The organism is Collinsella sp. CLA-ER-H10 (assembly GCF_040092475.1).
Lineage (GTDB): Bacteria > Actinomycetota > Coriobacteriia > Coriobacteriales > Coriobacteriaceae > Collinsella.
Genome location: NZ_JBBNLM010000021.1, coordinates 1 through 18,296 on the forward strand (window position 1 = coordinate 1; position 18,296 = coordinate 18,296).

Annotated in this window: 17 protein-coding genes; 13 read left to right on the forward strand and 4 right to left on the reverse strand. The window is 60.1% G+C overall.

Going from position 1 to position 18,296, the window contains the following annotated elements:
- Nucleotides 1-49: 49 nt before the first annotated feature.
- On the reverse strand, nt 50-772 hold the full coding sequence (locus AAAX36_RS08055; protein ID WP_161145298.1) for a GntR family transcriptional regulator: 723 nt from the start codon (nt 770-772) through the stop codon (nt 50-52).
- A gap of 205 nt (nt 773-977) precedes the next feature.
- On the opposite strand from AAAX36_RS08055, the gene AAAX36_RS08060 reads away from it, so the two are divergent.
- From AAAX36_RS08060 to AAAX36_RS08115, 12 genes are all read left to right on the forward strand, one after another.
- On the forward strand, nt 978-1,970 hold the full coding sequence (locus AAAX36_RS08060) for an SIS domain-containing protein (RefSeq protein ID WP_118226093.1): 993 nt from the start codon (nt 978-980) through the stop codon (nt 1,968-1,970).
- 397 nt (nt 1,971-2,367) lie between these two features.
- Nucleotides 2,368-3,450 carry a DMT family transporter gene (locus AAAX36_RS08065; RefSeq protein ID WP_196026340.1) on the forward strand — a complete coding sequence of 361 codons (1,083 nt, stop codon included), beginning with the start codon at nt 2,368-2,370 and terminating at the stop codon, nt 3,448-3,450.
- Nucleotides 3,451-3,632: 182 nt separating this feature from the next.
- Nucleotides 3,633-4,556 (forward strand): PTS mannose/fructose/sorbose transporter subunit IIAB, encoded by a 924-nt coding sequence (locus AAAX36_RS08070; protein WP_195445098.1) that lies wholly within the window; start codon nt 3,633-3,635, stop codon nt 4,554-4,556.
- Nucleotides 4,557-4,592: 36 nt separating this feature from the next.
- A complete protein-coding gene (locus tag AAAX36_RS08075) occupies nt 4,593-5,387 on the forward strand; it encodes a PTS sugar transporter subunit IIC (protein ID WP_349075010.1) in 795 nt (264 codons plus the stop codon).
- Nucleotides 5,388-5,400: 13 nt separating this feature from the next.
- Complete coding sequence (locus AAAX36_RS08080; protein WP_161115155.1) at nt 5,401-6,234, forward strand: PTS system mannose/fructose/sorbose family transporter subunit IID; 834 nt, start codon at nt 5,401-5,403, stop codon at nt 6,232-6,234.
- Nucleotides 6,235-6,432: 198 nt separating this feature from the next.
- A complete protein-coding gene (locus AAAX36_RS08085; protein WP_035136781.1) occupies nt 6,433-7,416 on the forward strand; it encodes an SIS domain-containing protein in 984 nt (327 codons plus the stop codon).
- Between the two features lie 158 nt (nt 7,417-7,574).
- A complete protein-coding gene (locus tag AAAX36_RS08090) occupies nt 7,575-8,204 on the forward strand; it encodes an HAD family phosphatase (RefSeq protein WP_349075012.1) in 630 nt (209 codons plus the stop codon).
- A gap of 354 nt (nt 8,205-8,558) precedes the next feature.
- Nucleotides 8,559-9,566, forward strand: a complete 1,008-nt coding sequence (locus AAAX36_RS08095; RefSeq protein ID WP_195543786.1) for a YitT family protein — start codon at nt 8,559-8,561, stop codon at nt 9,564-9,566.
- A gap of 220 nt (nt 9,567-9,786) precedes the next feature.
- Entirely contained in the window at nt 9,787-10,506 is a 720-nt protein-coding gene (locus AAAX36_RS08100; protein WP_055310102.1) for a GntR family transcriptional regulator, read from the forward strand.
- 332 nt (nt 10,507-10,838) lie between these two features.
- A complete protein-coding gene (locus AAAX36_RS08105; protein WP_349075014.1) occupies nt 10,839-12,821 on the forward strand; it encodes an ATP-dependent DNA helicase RecQ in 1,983 nt (660 codons plus the stop codon).
- A 2-nt stretch (nt 12,822-12,823) separates the two neighbouring features.
- Entirely contained in the window at nt 12,824-13,579 is a 756-nt protein-coding gene (locus tag AAAX36_RS08110; protein ID WP_349075015.1) for a GntR family transcriptional regulator, read from the forward strand.
- A 144-nt stretch (nt 13,580-13,723) separates the two neighbouring features.
- Nucleotides 13,724-14,692, forward strand: a complete 969-nt coding sequence (locus AAAX36_RS08115) for an SIS domain-containing protein (RefSeq protein ID WP_349075017.1) — start codon at nt 13,724-13,726, stop codon at nt 14,690-14,692.
- Nucleotides 14,693-14,824: 132 nt separating this feature from the next.
- Here AAAX36_RS08115 and AAAX36_RS08120 read toward each other — a convergent pair whose 3' ends face one another.
- The gene (locus tag AAAX36_RS08120) at nt 14,825-15,802 is read right to left on the reverse strand and encodes an L-lactate dehydrogenase (RefSeq protein WP_117877461.1); all 978 of its coding nucleotides are present in this window, start codon (nt 15,800-15,802) and stop codon (nt 14,825-14,827) included.
- Nucleotides 15,803-16,012: 210 nt separating this feature from the next.
- Here AAAX36_RS08120 and metA point away from each other — a divergent pair, with 210 nt between their 5' ends.
- Nucleotides 16,013-16,939: a homoserine O-succinyltransferase gene (gene metA, locus AAAX36_RS08125; protein ID WP_006235124.1), complete on the forward strand. Its 927-nt coding sequence runs from the start codon at nt 16,013-16,015 to the stop codon at nt 16,937-16,939.
- A gap of 42 nt (nt 16,940-16,981) precedes the next feature.
- On the opposite strand, the gene AAAX36_RS08130 is transcribed toward metA, so the two are convergent.
- Nucleotides 16,982-17,578 carry a 5-formyltetrahydrofolate cyclo-ligase gene (locus tag AAAX36_RS08130; protein ID WP_052043998.1) on the reverse strand — a complete coding sequence of 199 codons (597 nt, stop codon included), beginning with the start codon at nt 17,576-17,578 and terminating at the stop codon, nt 16,982-16,984.
- Nucleotides 17,579-17,699: 121 nt separating this feature from the next.
- Nucleotides 17,700-18,029 (reverse strand): type II toxin-antitoxin system HicB family antitoxin, encoded by a 330-nt coding sequence (locus AAAX36_RS08135; protein WP_022094981.1) that lies wholly within the window; start codon nt 18,027-18,029, stop codon nt 17,700-17,702.
- Nucleotides 18,030-18,296 lie beyond the last annotated feature (267 nt).

Consider the following 18,296-nt stretch of genomic DNA (forward strand, 5'->3'; position numbering starts at 1 on the left):
CAAGTTTCGGGGCGCAGTTCACTGTCCCCTTTGCGGTGGTTTTGGCAGGTTAGCCGATGGGCTCGGTGTATTTGGCGCGGTCGGTGCGTTGGATGCGCTTAGAGACATGGAGCGGTCGGCCGTCGGTGTCGTAGACGTAGTCGGTGATCAGGATCAGCGCCTGCCCGCGCTCGACGTTGAGCAAAAACGCCTCGTTTTGCGAGGCATAGCACACCTCAAAGGTCTTATGTCCCTGTGCTGGCGCGCGATGGAATTCTTGGCGCAGCGTCGCGTAGAGCGAACCGTTGATATCGCGGTCGATGAGCGACTCGAAGCTTGGCGGCAGGTAGGTGGTCTCCAGGCACAGCGGCGCATCGTCCAGATAACGCAGGCGGACAAGTTTGACGAGCTTGCTGCCCACGGCGGCATCAAAGAACTTAGCTATGCTGCCGCCCGCCTTGGTAAAGCCCGAGTCCACCGTGCGCGTGGTGGGCTTCATGCCCTGGCCTTCGACCTGCTTGGTATAGCTCGAAAACACCAGGTTGTTTTCGTGGAGCGCGGGCGTGTCGGCCACAAAGGCGCCGCGCCCGCGCTCGGTGCGCACCAGGCCCTCATCAACGAGTACCTTAAGGGCGTGGCGCACGGTGCTGCGCGACAGCCCCGATTCGTCCATGAGTTCCATCTCGGACGGCAGCTTGTCTCCGCGTGCGTAGATACCGGCGGCGATGCGGTCACGCAACATGCCCGCCAAGCGCTCGTATTGGCTCAGTTTCTTTTTAGACGAAGCGTTCATGTGATCAACCTGTATCTAACTTGTATGCGAGTCTAATCAAGCATGTATTCAATACAACAACAAAACTGCTGGTAACGAGAAGTCGAAAACCTTACCAGCAGAATTTCTAAGTCAAATATAGCATACAACTAGTCGACATAACCAAAACATGTATGTAACTTGTATGCCATCGAGAGCATCAAACGAGAAGAAAGGCTGATGCACGATGACTACTCAGGAACAGGTTAAGGATGTCGTCTCCCAGGTTTTGGCTGACAAGGCAGACAAGGGCGGCATCAAGCGCGTCGTGTGGATTGGCGCCGGCGGATCCAACGGCGGCAACTATCCTGCCCAGTACTTTATGGAGCACGAGGCCACGCAGGTCGTGAGCTCCAGCTACACCAGCAACGAGTTCGTGCACGCAACCCCCGCCTACGTTAACGAGAACACCCTGGCCGTCGTCGTGTCCATGCGCGGCACCAAGGAGACCATCGTCGCCGCCCAGGTCGCCAAGGACCACGGCGCCAGCACCATCGCCATCTATGTTGACGAGTCCGGCCTCACCGAGGTCTGCGACTACAAGATCCAGTACGACAGCTTGGCCGTCGACGAGTCCTGCATGGGCCGCACCAACTCCGCCGTCGTGACCATGATCGCCATGGAGCTTACGCAGCAGACCGAGGGCTATGCCGAGTACGAGACCGCTATGGCCGCGTTCGACTTGGTCGACCCCATCTATCGCAAGGCCGTCGAGTACACCCGTCCGCTTGCTGCCAAGTGGGCCGAGCAGAACGCCGACAAGCCCTGCATCAACGTCATGGCTCAGGGTCCGCTCTTTGGTGCCGCCTACGTCTTTAGCATCTGCAACGTGCAGGAGATGCTGCAGATTGACTCCTGCACCATCAACACCTGCGACTTCTTCCACGGTCCCTTCGAGATCCTGGACAAGCGTACCTCGCTGTTCCAGCTCATCAGCGTCGGCCGCAGCCGCTGCAACGACGAGCGCGGCATCCGCTTCGTCAACCAGTACGGTGGCGAGCGCGTCTATCAGCTCGACGCCAAGGAGCTCGGCCTCAACGACATCAAGGACAGCGTGAGCGAGTACTTCAACCACCTGATCTTCGCCCCGATCCTCAACAATGTGTACATGCGCGCGCTCTCTGCCGTCACGCACAAGGACTACATGACGCGCCGCTACATGTGGAAGCTTGAGTATTAGTTACGCGGTTTTACCAAACGCCGTAACGGCTCGACGCTGCAAACCCACCTGAGCGGCAATCTGCCTTTCAGCTTCAGCGGCATGACCAGAAGGTCAATGCCGCTTCGCTTCAAGGCACCTTGCTCGCTCAGGTGGGTTTTCGCTGGCGTTGCCAAAGCATCGGCGTCGCCTTGGCCCAGATGCGGCACTTGGAGACGTTCGGCACTTGGGGACAGTCCTAGTCATTGGGGACAGGTTACTTTGCACCAAGTTGGCGCATATGAACCTGACCCCTTTGCACCAATGGGTTGTAGCGGTAGAGCAGATTTTTCCGCTCGCCGATTTGTGTCTTGAAAAATGTATATAACGACTATAACGTAGTGTGAAACATATTGGAAACAATACCGAGGAGGCTGCGTTGAAGAAAAGCAATCTGGGCTATGTGCTGGTGCTGATCGCCGCGCTTATGTGGGGCAGCATCGGAATCTTTGTAAACGGCATTGCGGCCATGGGCGTTTCGTCCCAGAGCATGGCGGCCTTTCGCTTGTTGGTCGGAGCGCTTATCTTGGCGCCGGTTCTGATGTTTATGGGCTGCCGTCCGGGTGAGGGGTCTACCGTGGCTCAGGGTCCGCTGGCCCTGTTCAAGGCAAGCCCTAAAGAGCTTGTTCCCTGCGCACTTGTCGGTATCGTCGGTTTGGCCGCCGCTAACACCTGCTATTACGAGTGCATGGGCGAGGTGGGCATGTCCACGGCCTCGGTGCTGCTCTACACCTCGCCGGTGTTTGGCGTCGCGCTCGGCCGCGTGCTTTATCGCGAGGACGTGACCCCTAACAAGCTCGTTGCCATTGTCTTTAACATCGTTGGCTGCGTGCTTGCGGTGACCAATGGCGACCTTTCCGGTTTTCATTTTTCGGTTTGGGGCGTCACGTCGGGCGTGATTGCAGGCCTTTGTGGTGCGTCGCTCGCGGTGTTTAGCCGAATAGCAACCAAGACGGTCCACCCGCTGGCTGTCACGTTTTGGGGCTTTGTTTTTGGCGGTGCGGTTATGGCAGCTATCGCGGCTCCGTGGCCGGATGTCACCGCGGCAATGTCGCCACAGCTGCTGCTGTTGTTCCTTGGCTTTGGACTCATCCCCACAGCCGTGGCCTACATCTTATATATGCAGGGTCTGTCCATGGGGCTCGAGACGTCGAAAGTTCCCGTCGTAATGTCATTCGAGACGGTCGTCACCGTACTGGTGGGCATTGGTGTCTATGCCGAGCCCGCCGGCGCGATCAAGGTCCTGGGCATTGTGCTGGTGCTCGCGTCCATCCTGATTATGAACACCGACTTCTCCAGGCTGCGCAACAGTGTGTTTGTCGGTCATGTCGTTGAGAGCATGACCTTTAAGCCCAATGCGTGGTGGACGGAGAAATCGCAGGACATGGATCTGTTTAAGGAACGCACCGGCATCGCGCTGGAACCCACCGTACAGGAAAGCCCCTGGTACTTCGTGCGATAGGGGATTGCGCGCAGGGTCTGACCTGGGGTTATCCAGCTAGCGCCGGCCTACCTAGCCAAACGTTTCGAGTACGTTAAACCCGTCAACGGTCGATTTTCACCCGCGAACGGTCTTAATACTAATTAGCAATATAAGCAACGTATAAGACGTTATAATGACCATAACGAAAAGGAGGAGGCAAGATGAATCAGATCATTCTCGCATCTCATGGCGGCCTGGCCGCAGGCGCCAAAGACACGCTCGAGATGGTTCTCGGCGACGTGTCGAACGTCCACGTCGTGTCGCTTGCTCGTGACGACAAGGAGCCCATCACCAATAAGGTTGAGGCTATGATCGCCACGTTCAACGCGGACGACACCGTCTATGTTCTGACCGATATGCTCGGCAGCTCGGTCAACAACAACATGGTCGAGCTTTCCAAGAACGGCACGAAGTTCACGGTTGTCAGCGGTTTCAACATCCCGCTGGCGCTCACGCTCGCTATGAGCCCCGTCCCCGTCAAGGGTGCCGAGCTCGCAGCCCTCATCAACGAGGCCCGCACCGGTCTGACCAACCCCAACGCACCGGTCGAGGCTGCCGCGGCTCCCGCCAAGAAGGCCAAGGCGTCCCGTCACAGCTCCGGTCCCGCCAAGATCGTCCTCGCACGTCTTGACTACCGTCTGCTGCACGGCCAGGTCGTCTTTACCTGGACCACCAAGGTTCAGGCCGAGCGCATCATCGTCGTCGACAACGCCGCCGCCAACGATGACATCAAGAAGGGCGCTCTTAAGCTGGCCAAGCCCCAGGGCGTGCGCCTGAACGTCTTCACCGTCGAGCGTGCCCTCGCCAAGATGGACAAGCTCAACACCCTCGGCGAGCGCGTCATGTTCGTCTTTGGCAACACTGCCGAGATGCTGCAGTTCTGCCAGGGCTACAAGCTCGACGCCATCAACCTGGGCGCCACCGCCAACCACGACGGTGCCGATCAGGTCGGCGGCAAGGACAGCTCCGTCTTCCTCGACGCCAACCAGAAGGCCGACGTCAACCAACTGCTCGACATGGGCATCAAGCTCTACGTCCAGCAGACCCCTACGTATCAGAGCGTCGACATCGACGCCAAGCTGTAATCAACCAGGCTTTTGCCTGACTGAAAGGAGAAGGGTATGAATACGTTCATCAGTGCGGTGCTCGTCGGCCTCGTCGGCGTGTTCTGCATGTGGGACTCCCGCCTGCTCGGTCGTCTTAACTTCGAGCAGCCCCTCGTTGGCGCTACGCTCGTCGGTCTGCTGCTGGGCGATGTGCCCACCGGCCTTGCCGTCGGTGCCGCCGTCGAGCTCGTGTCCATGGGCCTGGTGCAGGTCGGCGCCGCCGTTCCGCCCGATATGGTCCTGGGCGGCATCGTGGCCGCTGCCTTTGCGTGCCTGACCGACGCTTCCGCCGAGACCGCCATGACGATCGCCATCCCGGTCGCCGTCCTGGGTCAGCTCCTCGGCATCGTGTTCCGTTCCATCATCGCCGTCCTCACCCATGTGGCAGATAACGCGATTGATAACGGAAAGTTCAAGACCGCCTACCGTATGCACATCTGCGCCGGCTCCGGTTTGTACGCCATCATGTACTTCCTGCCGATCTTCCTCGCCGTCTTTGTTGGCACTGACCTGGTTCAGGCCATCGTCAACATGGTTCCCGAGTGGCTGTCCACTGGTCTTAACGTTTCGACCAAGATCATGACCGCCTACGGCTTGGCCCTGCTGCTCACCATGATGATCAAGAAGGGTATGACTCCGTTCCTGTTCATCGGTTTCCTGCTCGCCGCTTACCTCAACCTGTCCGTCATCGCGGTCGCCCTGATCGGTGTGTGCCTGGCTGTCGTCTTCATGGGCTTCAAGTTCAACGGTTCCCATGTAGCCGCCGGTGTCGATTCCGACTACGATCCGCTCGAAGACGACGAAGACTAAGGAGGAACACACTATGGCAACCGCAACCAAGGACGTGTCCCTGAACAAGAAGGTCAGCCAGTTCTTCTGGCGCTCCTGGGCCATCCAGGCCTCTTGGAACTACGAGCGTCAGATGAACATGGGCTTCCTCTACGGTATGGTTCCCACGCTCGATCGCCTCTATCCGGACGAGTCCGACCCCAAGCAGCTTGCTGCTAAGAAAGAGGCTTACCACCGTCACATGGCGTTCTACAACTGCACCCCGCAGACGAGCGCTTTCATCCTGGGCCTCGCCGCCTCCATGGAGGAGGAGTACGCCAAGGATCCCGAGAACTTCAACCCCGATTCGATTAACGCGGTCAAGACCTCCCTTATGGGCCCGCTTTCCGGCATCGGTGACTCCTTCTTCCAGGGCACCATCCGCGTTATCGCCTTTGGCTTGGGCGTTCAGCTGGCTCAGCAGGGCTCCATCATGGGCCCGATCCTGGCCCTTCTCATCTCCATCGTCCCCTCCGTGCTGATCACTTGGTTCGCAGCCAAGATGGGATATCAGGGCGGCCACGAGTACCTGAGCAAGCTTCAGGGCGGCGACCTCATGGAGAAGCTCATGTATGTCTGCGGAATCGTGGGTCTTATGTCCGTGGGCGGCATGATCGCCACGCTGATCGGCGCCACCACCCCGCTGCAGTTCGCTGACGGCACCGTCGTGATCCAGGACATCCTGGACAGCATGATGCCCCAGATGATCTCCCTTGGCCTCACCGGCCTTATGTACTGGCTCATCAAGAAGAACGTCAACACCGGTTGGCTTCTCGTGATCGCCATTGTGGGCGGCATCGCCCTCTCCGCGGTCGGCATCCTGGCCTAGTCGCGACTAAGCGCCTAACCGCTTTCCCCCGGGGGCCTGCCTGGCATCCCATACCCCAGGCAGGCTTCCATCCCTAAATGTGTCAAAGGGACAGTTCCTTTGACACATCCTCAACGGACCGGCGACTCGGTCCAAATCACGGTAACCCTGCGAGCGCCCGGCAATGTGGCGCCGCAAAAATTGAAAGGAATGTGTCAGATGTACGAGATCGACCTTAACCTCCCTAAGCAGATCGTCGCTGACGTCCTGTCCAACCACGAGATCCACAGCGTCGCCTTCGTCGGCTGCGGTGCCTCCATGTCCGACCTTTACCCCGCCAAGTACTTCCTGGCCAACAACACGGACAAGCTGAACGTTCAGATCTTCACCGCTAACGAGTTCAACTACGATACGCCTTCCTGGGTCAACGAGCACACCTTCGTGATCACTTGCTCCCTCGGTGGCTCCACGCCCGAGACCGTCGAGGCCAACAAGACCGCCAAGAAGCACAACTGCCCGGTCGTCTCCCTTACCAACAAGGCTGGCTCCGCTCTGACCGTCGACGCTGACTACGTCATCGTTCACGGCTTCCACGCCAACTTCGCTGCCAAGTGCGAGAAGCCTGGCTATGCCATCGCTCTTGCTGTCGAGATCCTTCAGCAGACCGAGGGTTATGACCACTACGAGGACATGATCACCGGCCTCACCAACGTCTTCGAGCTCTGCGAGAACGCCGCTCAGTCCTGCAAGAAACTCGCCAAGAAGTTCGCCGAGGACTTCAAGGACGACAAGATGATCTACTTCATGGCTTCCGGTGCCTCCGAGAAGATGGCTTATTCTCACGCTGCCTTCCTGTTCACCGAGATGCAGTGGATTGACGCCGCTGCCTACAACACCGGTGAGTACTTCCACGGCCCGTTCGAGGTTTCCACCGAGGGTAAGCCCTACGTCTTCTTCATGTCCGATGGCGCTACCCGTCCGATGGACGCCCGCGCCCTCACCTTCCTTAAGCGCATGGGCGCCAAGGTCGCTCTGATCGACTCCAAGGACTACGGCCTGGCTGACGCCGTGCCCGCGAGCGTCGTCACCTACTTCAACCCGCTGCTGCACCTCGCCGTTATGCGCGAGTACGGCAACCAGATCGCCGAGGCCCGTCAGCACCCGCTGACCATGCGTCGCTACATGTGGAAGCTTTCCTACTAATCACAAGTAAGTAGACCTTACGGGTTGATTGAGAGGGGATGGGGTTTGCGCCCCGTCCCCTTTTTGCTTTGGGGGCGTGTCTGTCGCGTCATAAAACCCCAGATAAAACCTACCAAAATAAACCTGTCCCTTTTTGGCAGGTGGGAGGAGAGATGCGTATGATTAAGGCAGTGCTGTTTGACATGGACGGCGTGTTGGTCGATACCGAGTGGTTCTACAACCGCCGCCGCGTGGCGTTTATGGAAGAGAAGGGGTTCCACTTTGACGAGATTCCCGATCTTTCGGGGTCTAACGAGCCCGCCATTTGGAAGTCGCTGGTGCCCGACGATGTTGAGCTGCGCGAGCGTCTGCGCGTGGAGTACAAGCAGGTCTACAGCCCGGACCATCCCGTTCCGTATGCCGAGCTGCTCAACGAGCAGACGGAGCCGGTGATGCGTGAGCTGCACGAGCGCGGCGTGAAGTGCGCCATCGCGAGCTCGTCCTATCGCGAGCTCATTGACGAGCTGGTGGAGATTGCCGGTATCGCCGACGTGCTGGATTACACCATCAGCGGTCACGAGTGCAGTGCGTTTAAGCCCGACCCCGAGATTTACCTGCGTGCCATGGAGGCGCTGGGGGTGGAGCCTACCGAGTGCCTGGTTATCGAGGACTCGCCTTTGGGCATCGAGGCCGGCAAGCGCTCCGGCGCCCGTGTCCTGGCGCTGCGTCCGCACGAGGGCGTCAACCTCAATCAATCGCGAGCCGATGCCGTTATCGATAATCTGACCGACATTTTGGCCGCTTTGTAGCGTCAATCCGCCGCGAGAAGCACTGATTCACGCGTCTTTTGCTGCGGATTGGCTTAATTTGTCATCTATTTGGATCCGTTTGGCTTCGATTCGGACTAAGTGAGTAGACTTTTTGGTGCAAGACGAGCACAAAGCGCATCTGCTCTAGTAAAACCGCAGGTCACAGGGGTGGCGGTTTTGGGTGTGCTCTGCAGGTCGCGTAAAGTCTACTCACTTGTTATTTGGGCCTTTGGTCGTGGGGTTGCTGGTCCCGCTTTGGTTGTCGAGGGAGGGTGAATTGAAGCGCCCCCGCATGCTCCGTGCTACAATCGCCGACATGCCTCACAACCAGATTTGCCTTCGAAAGGAGCCCGCGTGGCGAACGCCATCGATCAGCTCACGGACCGCGTGCTCGTGCTCGGCCGCCTTACCATCGTCCGCCGCGCCATTACTGCCGTGGCGGTCACGATTTCCGCCGTTCTCCAGACATTTCTGATCCAGGCGTTCATCCAGCCCGCCGACCTGCTTCCGAGCGGTCTTACCGGCGTCGCGGTCCTGCTCGATCGCGTTACCTCGCTCGGCGGCGTTCACGTCGACATCTCGCTCGGTATGCTCGCGCTCAACATTCCCGTGGCGCTCCTATGCTGGAGCGGCATTAGCAAGCGCTTCGTCATCTTCTCGATGATGCAGGTCGTGCTCTCGTCGCTGTTTCTCAACGTCTTTCACTTCGCGCCGTTTTTGGGCGACAAGATCATGCTCATCATTTTTGGCGGCGTGGTCTCGGGTCTGGGCGCTGCCATCGCACTTAAATCCGGCGCATCCACCGGCGGCACCGACTTTATCGCGCTGTGGGTCTCCAACCACACGGGCAAGACCATCTGGGGCGTCATCTTTGGTTTCAACTGCTTTATCCTGGCGATCTTTGGCTTTATGTTTGGCTGGGACAAGGCGGCGTATTCCATCGTGTTCCAGTTTATTTCGACCAAGACCATCGACAGTTTCTATCGTCGCTACGATCGCGTGACGCTGCAGATCACGACGCGCAAGGCAGACGAGGTCATGACCGCCTATGTTGACCATTTTCAGCATGGCATTAGCTGTGCCGAGGTCATTGGCGGATATAGCCGCGAAAAGATGTATCTGCTGCACGCCGTTGTCTCGACCTACGAGAGCCAGGACATTATCAAGCTGGTGTGCGACGTTGATCCCGGCGCCGTGATCAATGTGTTCCACACGCTCAACTTTGTGGGCGGCTGGTGGGGTGGTCATGTCGACGAGCCCATGCCCACGGCCGTTCCCGATCCCGACAAGCCCGCACGCATGGCCAGCAGGCAGGCGCGCCTCAGCGAACAGGACAGCCTGCAGCAGGACGACGGCAAGTAGGGTATTGGCATTTTGCCGGTCCTGCGCAACCCATCCGAACGAGCCCCCCCGAAAGCCCCGTTGCTTTCGAGAGGCTCTCGTTTGCCCAGATAAAACCTACCAAAATGAAGCTGTCGCTTTTTGGTAGGGAGGGCGTATCGTTTTATCATTATGAGGTAATATGAAACTAGACGTTATATACGTATTAGTTATTTCGATATTTCGATAAGAGTGATTAGATATGCCTGCGCCCAAAAATGCACCGCTTTACCAGCAGATTTACGACGAAATCAAGGATGCGATCGAGAAAGGTGTTTATGCACCCAAGGAGCGTATTCCGTCCGAGCTTGAGCTAGCCGAGCAGTACGACGTGAGCCGTATTACGGTGCGCCGCGCCGTCGAGGAGCTGTGCTCCGATGGCTACCTGGTTAAGCAGCAGGGCCGTGGCACCTTTGTCTCCACGCCGCACATCAACCGCCAGTTTCACGCCTCGACGCTGCAGACGTTTACCGCGCTGTGTGCCGGCAACGGCATGAAGGCCGGTGCGCACGTGATCGATCGCCAGATCGTTCCGGCGCGCCAAAACGAGATGGAGTTCTTTGGCCTGCAGAAGGATGCGCTGCTGCTGCATATCAAGCGCGTGCGTACGGCCGACGGCGAGCCCATCTTTGAGGAGAACATCTTTGTGCCGTTTGACGCCTACCGTGAGCTGTTGACGGCCGATCTTGAGGACAAGTCGATTTTTGCCGAGGTCGAGCGTGTTGGCGGAACGCCGATTGTCTCGGTTGGCTACCGCACGGTCGAGGCCGTTCGTGCCAATACCGAGCAGGCGGCCGAGCTGGGCATTGCTCCGCACGATCCGCTGCTCAATCTGCGTGCCGGCTTCACGGGCCCCAATGGCGAGCCGGTCCTGATGGGTAAGCAGTACTACGTGGGATCGCGCTACGTTATGGTCATGTAGCTCTAGTTGCGCGGTTTTCCAAACCGCGCAACGGCTCGACGCTGCAAGCCCGCCAGAGCGGCAATCTGCCTTTCAACTTCGGCGGCATGACCAGAAGGTCAATGCCGCCTCGTTTCAAGGCACCTTGCTCGCTCTGGCGGGCTTTCGCTGTCCGCGCCAAAACATCGGCGTTGCCGGGCCGGCACTTGGGGACGTTCCTTTTCTGCCGGCACCTGGGGACACTCCTTAGCCGTTGGGGGCGTTCTTAAACGACTAGTCTGGGCGGCGGCCGTGTGCTGCTGTCCGCGTGGCGGCGTATAATCGGCGGCAGATGACTTGGACGTTAGGAAACCATGACCGATAGCATGCAGCAGATGGCGCTCGACACGCTCGGCGCCTATTTTGGCTACACCTCGTTTCGCCCGGGGCAGGACCGCATGGTCGATGCGATTCTTGCCGGTCGCGATGCGCTGGGTGTTATGCCCACGGGCGCCGGCAAGTCCATTTGCTACCAGGTGCCCGCGCTCATGCTGCCCGGCATCACCTTTGTGGTGAGTCCGCTGCTGTCGCTTATGGAGGACCAGACCCGTGCGTTGCTCGCGGCGGGTGCGCGACCCAGCTATCTCAACTCCAGCCTTACTCCGGCCCAGCAAAACACCGTGCTCAAGCGAGCGCGCGAGGGCCGCTACCAGCTTATGTACGTGGCGCCCGAGCGCTTGCTCGAGCCGCGTTTTTTGGCCTTTGCGCGGGAGGCCGCGGCGGACGGCGGCATTGGCGTGCCGCTCGTGGCCATTGACGAGGCCCACTGCGTGAGCCAATGGGGCCAGGATTTCCGTCCCGCCTATCTGCAGATTCGTGAGTTCATCGATTCCCTGCCGCAGCGCCCCATCGTGGCGGCGTTTACCGCTACGGCGACCGAGCGCGTGCGCGCGGATATTCAGCAGATGCTCGGCCTGCAAAACCCCGCGACGGTGGTGACGGGCTTCGATCGCAAGAACCTCTACTTTGGCTGCGAGGAGATGGGCGACAAGGCCAAGGCCGCGTGGGTGCGTGACTACGTGATCGCGCATTCGAGCGAGAGCGGCATCGTGTATTGCTCGACCCGCAAGACGGTCGATGCGCTGGCAGGCGAGCTTGCCGAGGCACTGGGCCCCAGCGGCATTCGCGTTGGCCGCTACCATGCCGGCATGGGCAACGACGCCCGCCGGCAAAGCCAGCGCGCCTTTATCGACGACGATATCCAGGTGATGGTTGCCACCAACGCCTTTGGTATGGGCATCGACAAGCCCAACGTGCGCTACGTGATCCACAACAACGTGCCCGAGAGCATCGAGGCCTACTACCAGGAGGCGGGTCGAGCCGGCCGCGATGGCGACCCGGCCAGCTGCCACCTGCTGTGGAACGGCAACGATTTTCGCATGCGTCGCTTTCTGATCGACCGCGGCGATGCTGCCGATGGGGCGCTCGACGACGAGCAGCGCGCATGGGCGCTCCAGAACCGCTACCGCCTGCTCAGCCAGATGGAGGGCTACTGCAATACTACCGGCTGCCTGCGCGAATACATGCTGCGCTACTTTGGCGACGAGGCCGCGGCCGAGCATGCTGCTGCGGCTGGTGCGGGCGCCACCGCCACGGATGACGCCGAGGGCTGCGGCAACTGCAGCAACTGCCTCACGCAGTTCGAGGTCGAGGACGTCACCGATATGGCCCGCGCCGCCGTGCGCTACGTGGCCGCGCGACCCATGCGCTTTGGCAAGTCGCTGATCGCCGACGTGCTCCACGGCGGCAACACCGAGCGCATTCGCCAGATGCATCTGGACGAGGACCGTGGCTACGGTGAGCTGTCGAGCGAATCGGTCGGGCGCATCAAGGACATCATCGGCCAGCTGTGCGGCCGCGGTTATCTGGCTACCTCGCAGGGGCAGTACCCGGTCGTGGGGCTGGGTCCGCGTGCCGTCGAGGTCGAGGATGAGGCGTTTGCCTTTACCGTTAAGCGTCGCGCGTCCAAGCGCAAGGCCTCGGCCCGCGCCCGCCGCGCCGTCGATCTGCTGCGCGAGGAGGCCGAGCTGGATCAGCGCCCACGCGTGGGCGACGATGCCGAGTTGTTCGAGCGCCTGCGTGCCCTGCGCAAGGAGATCTCGACCGAGCTGGAGATGGCGCCGTACATGGTCTTTTCCGACAAGGCCCTGCGCGGCCTGTGCCGCCTACGCCCACAGACGCGCGACGAGCTTATCCAGGTCAACGGCATCGGCGAGAAAAAGGCCGACGCCTTTGGCGAGCAGTTTATGGCGGCGATTGAAGAGTTTGAGTCCGAGCATGCACGGAATGGAGCATAACGATGGCATCCGATGATAAAACCGAGCGCACTGAGGTGTCCGCTGTGCCGCTGTACCAGCAGGTTATGGACGACCTAAAGGGCGAGATCGCGCGTGGCGTGTACGCATTCGGCTCGCGCATTCCTTCCGAGATGGAGCTCGCGAAGTACTACGGCGTGGGACGCATCACCGTGCGCCGCGCCATCGAGGAGCTGTCGCGCGCGGGGTATCTCAACCGCCAGCAGGGGAGGGGCACGTTCGTGTGCGCGCCCAAGCTCAAGCGCAAGATTGTCCAGAAGGGTGACGTTCTGAGCTTTTCCGAGGGTTGCGCTGCCAACGACATGGTGCCGGGTGCGCGCCTGGTATCGCGCACGGTGGTTGCGGCGACGCGCGAGGACGCGGCGTTCTTTGGCGTAGAGCCCGGCTGCGAGCTTATCGTGGTCGAGCGCGTGCGCACGGCCGACGGCATCCCCGTCATGCTCGAGAACAACGCCTTTGTGCTGGTTGACCATCCCTATCTGCAGACACTTGCCGATAAGGACCTCACCGATAACTCGATCTTTGCGCTCGTTGCCGAGCATTCGGGCCGTGCACCGCTCAAGTCCGACCCTTGCACCGTGGAGATTGCGCTTGCCGATGCTCAGGCGGCCCCGCTGTTGGAGGTGCCGGTCGGCGAGCCGCTCTTCTATATGGAGGCCTACTTTACCGACGCTGACGGGCGCCCTCTACTGCTCGGCCGCCAAAAGATCGTGGGCTCGCGCTACGTCTTCGACATCTAACGTCCATAGATAGAACAATATAGAACAAGTTTGGTGGAATGGCTTCACGGACGTCGTCGTGCGTGCTATAAATAGGACAACATAGAACGACTGCAGGTACGAGCTGCAGTCGTTCAAAACCGCCACACAAGAAGGGGCATCACCATGAACGCACACGATCTGATTCAGGAAATCATCGAGCGCAAGGGCAAGATTGAGAACGTCTTTTGGATCGCCTGCGGCGGTTCGATGATCGACCTGATGCCGGCCAACGAGCTGCTCAAGCGCGAGGCCACCACGTTTACCTCGACGGTCTACACGGCACGCGAGTTTTGCCTGATGGCCCCCAAGAGCCTAGGGCCGAAGTCGCTCGTTATTGCCTGCAGCCACAGCGGCAACACGCAAGAGGTCGTCGACGGCTGCGAGATGGCGCTGGCGGCCGGTGCCGAGGTCGTTGCCCTCACCGACTGCGAGGGCTCCAAGATCGATAACGGCAAGTGGACCACCTGGGTCTATCCGTGGGGCGAGGGCGTGTCACAGGTCGAGGTGCCGCAGGGCATCGGCGCTCTGATCGCCGCCGAGCTGCTCGACCAGCAGGAAGGCTACGAGGCACTCGCTGACATGTACGAGGGCCTTAAGCAGATGGATGCGCTGCTGCCCGCCGCCCGCGAGAAGGTCAACGCCGAGCTGGGCGATCGCTTTGCCGAGCTCTGCCAGCAGCACAAGTTCTTCTATATCCTTGGTTCCGGCCCCAACTTTAGCCAGACCTATGCCATGGCCATCTGCTCGCTCATGGAGATGCAGTGGCAGCACTGCTGCTACATCCACTCCGGCGAGTACTTCCACGGCCCCTTCGAGGCCACCGAGCCCGGCGTGTTCTACTTTGTGCAGCTCGGATCGGGCGAGTGCCGCCCCATGGAGGAGCGCGCGCTGGCGTTCCTCAACACGCATACCGATACGGTAATGGTGCTCGATGCACTCGAGTACGGCGTGGGCGAGGTGCCCGCCAGCGTGCGTTCGTACCTGGAGCCGATCTTCTTCTACAACATGAGCTGCGAGCTGCGCGCCGCCCGCGGAAAGGTGTTCGACCACAGCCCTGAGATTCGTCGCTACATGGGCATCGAGCAGTACTAAGTAACGGGAAAAGTATTCACCTTCGATTCGCAGGGGCACTGCGTGAGTCAAAAAGCGGGCCGCGCCGGTGGGTTTCCGGCGCGGCCCGCTTAGTATCGCGCATAGATTCGCAAGGTTGCGGCAGCCAGCGGCTTACTTGGCGTCGTAGGCCTCGGTATCCCACCAGTCGAGCTGGGCGATGTTGTCGCGGATGTGCTGGCAGCTCTTGTGGAAGCCCTCGAGCTCGTGCTCGGAAAGGTCGAGTGTGTAGACCTCCTCGACGCCCTCGGCACCGATCACGCACGGCAGGGAGGTAAAGATACCCTCCTCGCCATACTGGCCGGTCATAAGCGTAGAGGCCGAAAGCACGGCGTGCTCGTTGTGCAGCACGGCGGCGCAGACGCGCGCGGCGGAGTTGGCAACGGCGTACTCGGTGCACTGCTTGCCCTGGTAGGTCACATAGCCGCCCTTGCGTGCAAGCTCCTCGACCTCCATGTGGTCGAAGGCGTACTTGTCGGGGTTCTCGGCCTGAAGCTCGTTGAGGTTTTTGCCAGCGATGGTTGCGGCCTTAAAGGCAGCAAGCTGGCTAAAGCCGTGCTCGCCGATCATGTAGGCGTCGATGGACTTGGGGCTCACGCCGACCTTCTTGGAGATCTCGGTGCGCAAGCGGGCGGAGTCCAGACCGCAGCCCGAGCCGATGATCTTCTTGGGATCGTAGCCGGTCAGGTGCCACAGCTCGGTGCACACGACGTCGCAGGGGTTGGAGATGCTCACGAAGATGCCGTCAAAGCCGGCGTCGACGATGCGCTTGGCAAAGGAGCGGGCGGCGTCGGTGGTAAAGAACAGCTCGCCGTCGCGGTTGCCGGCGGCCAGCGCGACCTTGCCGGCAGCGTTGACGATGACGTCGCAGCAGGCAAGCTCCTCGTAGTGGTCGTAGCAGTTGACGATCTTGGTGTTGTACGGGACAAACGAAAGGGAGTCGCGCAGGTCCTGGACCTCGGACGTCACTTTGGCCTCGTTGATATCGCACAGGTACAGCTCATCGGCAATGCCCTGCATGAGCAGGCTGTTGGCGACATGTGCTCCTACGTGGCCCTGGCCGACCACACCGATCTTACGCGTCTGGTACATATACGTATCCTTTCGGCCGAGTTTTTCGCGTCGAACCATTGTAGCGTCCTGCTGCCACTTTGCTAGGCTAAAGCGCCGTAGATTTTTGGACATGCCTTAATCTCTACTTTTGGAGTGATTTGGGCCGCTGACGGCATCGCTGGGCGATGTGCTCGCGCGGATGGGGCCGGTCGTTGTACCATAGCTGCAACTGACTCGTAAGGAGCATCCATGCCCATTCGCATCCCCGACGCCCTCCCTGCCGCCGCGCAGCTCGAGAGCGAGAACATCTTTGTCATGACCGAGTACCGCGCGCTGCACCAGGACATCCGTCCGCTGCGCGTGCTCATCCTCAACCTCATGCCCACCAAGATTGCCACCGAGACGCAGATCATGCGCAAGCTCTCCAACACGCCGCTGCAGGTGGAGGTGGACCTGCTGCGCACCAAGACGCACGAGGCCACGCACGTGAGCGCCGGCCACTTGGAGACGTTCTACCGCACGTTCGACGACATCCGCGACATCCACTACGACGGCCTGATCATCACGGGCGCGCCGGTGGAGCAGATGCCGTTCGAAGAGGTCGACTACTGGCCCGAGCTCTGCCAGATCATGGATTGGTCCACCACGCACGTGCACTCTACGCTGCACATTTGTTGGGGCGCGCAGGCTGGCCTGTACCATCATTACGGTATCCAGAAGTACGACCTGCCGGCAAAGGCGAGCGGTGTGTTCGAGCATTATCTGGTGAAGCCGCAAAGCCCGCTGGTCCGCGGCTTCGACGACCGTTTCTATGCCGTGCATTCGCGCAACACCGATGTGCGCCGCGAGGACGTGGAGGCCGAGCCGCAGCTTGAGGTCGTGGCCGTGTCCGACGAGGTGGGCTTGTACATCGTCAAGTCGACCGACAGCCGCCGCTTCTTTGTCTTTGGCCATCCCGAGTACGATACCGACACGTTGCGCTTGGAGTACGAGCGCGACGTGAAGCGCGGGCTCAACCCCCAGGTGCCGGCGCATTACTTCCCAGGTGACGACCCCACCGCCGAGCCGCGTAACGTCTGGCGCAGCCAGGCTCAGCTGTTCTACACCAACTGGCTCAACTACTACGTCTACCAGACCACGCCCTACGACCTGGCCCGCGCCGGCGAGGAGCACTAGGCTGTGATGGTACTGCTGTAGCCGTGGCTGATATGGCGGCGATTAGGCGCTGATGATGTGGGGTAGCGGCAGGTCGTGAGCGTCGGTGGGAACGCGGTCGACACGCTGCTCGTCAAAGGCGATGCCGATGATTTGGCATGCGGGCGAGAGCATGGGCAGGTAGCGGTCGTAGCAACCGCCGCCGTAGCCCAGGCGCGCGCCGGTTTGGTCGAAGGCCACGAGCGGCACGACGATCATGTCGAGAGCTTCGGCAGGCACGATAGGGAAGTGGTTGCTGTCGATGTCCGTGGCCGCAAAGGCCCGCGTAGGGTGGGCGATAAACGGAGCCGCGGACGCATCGTCGGCGGCAACTGCCCGCATACACATGCGCTGGCCACAAGCCACGGTGTCTGTTGCCGAGAGCATGCACGGATAGGCCACGCGCCAGCCGCGCGCGGCGGCCGCAGCGGCAAACGCGGCAGGGTCTGCCTCGGAACCCATCGCGGCATAGACGGCAACGATGCGCGGCGCCGCGGCATCTAAGCGGCCCAGCAGCTCAACCAGCCGCGCACAGATATCAGCAGACTTCGCCGCCCGCAAGTCCAAATCAAGAGCATCGCGCTGGGCAATCACCGCCCGCCGCAACTCAGCCTTGTCCATCCCAACCTCCTCTAGCAAACCTGCCAAAAAGTGACAGGCTTATTTTGGCTGGTTTTATCTGGGCAAACGTCGAAGCCGCCACAAAGGCGCCCTGTGTGGCGGCTTCGACTCGACGTTGGCTTCACAGCGCCGCAGCGATCGCTTCAGTCACAAACTTATTGAGTGACTCACCCTTCTTTGCCGCTGCCAGCGCTGCTTGCTTGTGGAGCTCAGAGCCCGTTCTTACGTTGAACGAGCCCTTAAAAGCCCGCTCGGGTTCCTTGCCCTTCTCGGCGCAAAACTCAAGGTAATCGTCGACGGCGTCGTGGAAGCATTGCTCCACTTCTTCAGCCGTGGAGCCTTCAAATACGATTGCGTCCCTAATGCCGGCGACCATACCTGTTAGCACATGCTGTTCGGCATCGAACTCGACCGGGGCGAAATAACCCTTGTATGCCAAAACGTTACTCATGACTACCTCCGACATCTTGCAGAAAGCGAACGATGTTTCGAATGGTCCCCGCTGTCAATTCGTCAGATGGATGAGGCGCGTGCATTACGAACATCCTGCCATCTGATGGCCTGTAGAAGCGAACGCGCGATCCGGACGTCTTGCCTTTGCTGTCCATTTCAAAGCCATATGAAGCCATAACTTTAAGAAAGTCAGCAAATCTATACGTTGAAGGACAGCTAAGCAGCTGGGCGATGAGTTTATCGGATCGAGTCATCCCGCCTCACA

What these genes read in the sequence shown, in the direction of transcription:
- AAAX36_RS08055 (WP_161145298.1), bottom strand. Translation starts at nt 772, where the DNA reads ATGAACGCTTCGTCTAAAAAGAAACTGAGCCAATACGAGCGCTTGGCG.
- AAAX36_RS08060 (WP_118226093.1), top strand. Translation starts at nt 978, where the DNA reads ATGACTACTCAGGAACAGGTTAAGGATGTCGTCTCCCAGGTTTTGGCT.
- AAAX36_RS08070 (WP_195445098.1), top strand. Translation starts at nt 3,633, where the DNA reads ATGAATCAGATCATTCTCGCATCTCATGGCGGCCTGGCCGCAGGCGCC.
- AAAX36_RS08075 (WP_349075010.1), top strand. Translation starts at nt 4,593, where the DNA reads ATGAATACGTTCATCAGTGCGGTGCTCGTCGGCCTCGTCGGCGTGTTC.
- AAAX36_RS08080 (WP_161115155.1), top strand. Translation starts at nt 5,401, where the DNA reads ATGGCAACCGCAACCAAGGACGTGTCCCTGAACAAGAAGGTCAGCCAG.
- AAAX36_RS08085 (WP_035136781.1), top strand. Translation starts at nt 6,433, where the DNA reads ATGTACGAGATCGACCTTAACCTCCCTAAGCAGATCGTCGCTGACGTC.
- AAAX36_RS08090 (WP_349075012.1), top strand. Translation starts at nt 7,575, where the DNA reads ATGATTAAGGCAGTGCTGTTTGACATGGACGGCGTGTTGGTCGATACC.
- AAAX36_RS08100 (WP_055310102.1), top strand. Translation starts at nt 9,787, where the DNA reads ATGCCTGCGCCCAAAAATGCACCGCTTTACCAGCAGATTTACGACGAA.
- AAAX36_RS08105 (WP_349075014.1), top strand. Translation starts at nt 10,839, where the DNA reads ATGACCGATAGCATGCAGCAGATGGCGCTCGACACGCTCGGCGCCTAT.
- AAAX36_RS08110 (WP_349075015.1), top strand. Translation starts at nt 12,824, where the DNA reads ATGGCATCCGATGATAAAACCGAGCGCACTGAGGTGTCCGCTGTGCCG.
- AAAX36_RS08115 (WP_349075017.1), top strand. Translation starts at nt 13,724, where the DNA reads ATGAACGCACACGATCTGATTCAGGAAATCATCGAGCGCAAGGGCAAG.
- AAAX36_RS08120 (WP_117877461.1), bottom strand. Translation starts at nt 15,802, where the DNA reads ATGTACCAGACGCGTAAGATCGGTGTGGTCGGCCAGGGCCACGTAGGA.
- metA (WP_006235124.1), top strand. Translation starts at nt 16,013, where the DNA reads ATGCCCATTCGCATCCCCGACGCCCTCCCTGCCGCCGCGCAGCTCGAG.
- AAAX36_RS08130 (WP_052043998.1), bottom strand. Translation starts at nt 17,578, where the DNA reads ATGGACAAGGCTGAGTTGCGGCGGGCGGTGATTGCCCAGCGCGATGCT.
- AAAX36_RS08135 (WP_022094981.1), bottom strand. Translation starts at nt 18,029, where the DNA reads ATGAGTAACGTTTTGGCATACAAGGGTTATTTCGCCCCGGTCGAGTTC.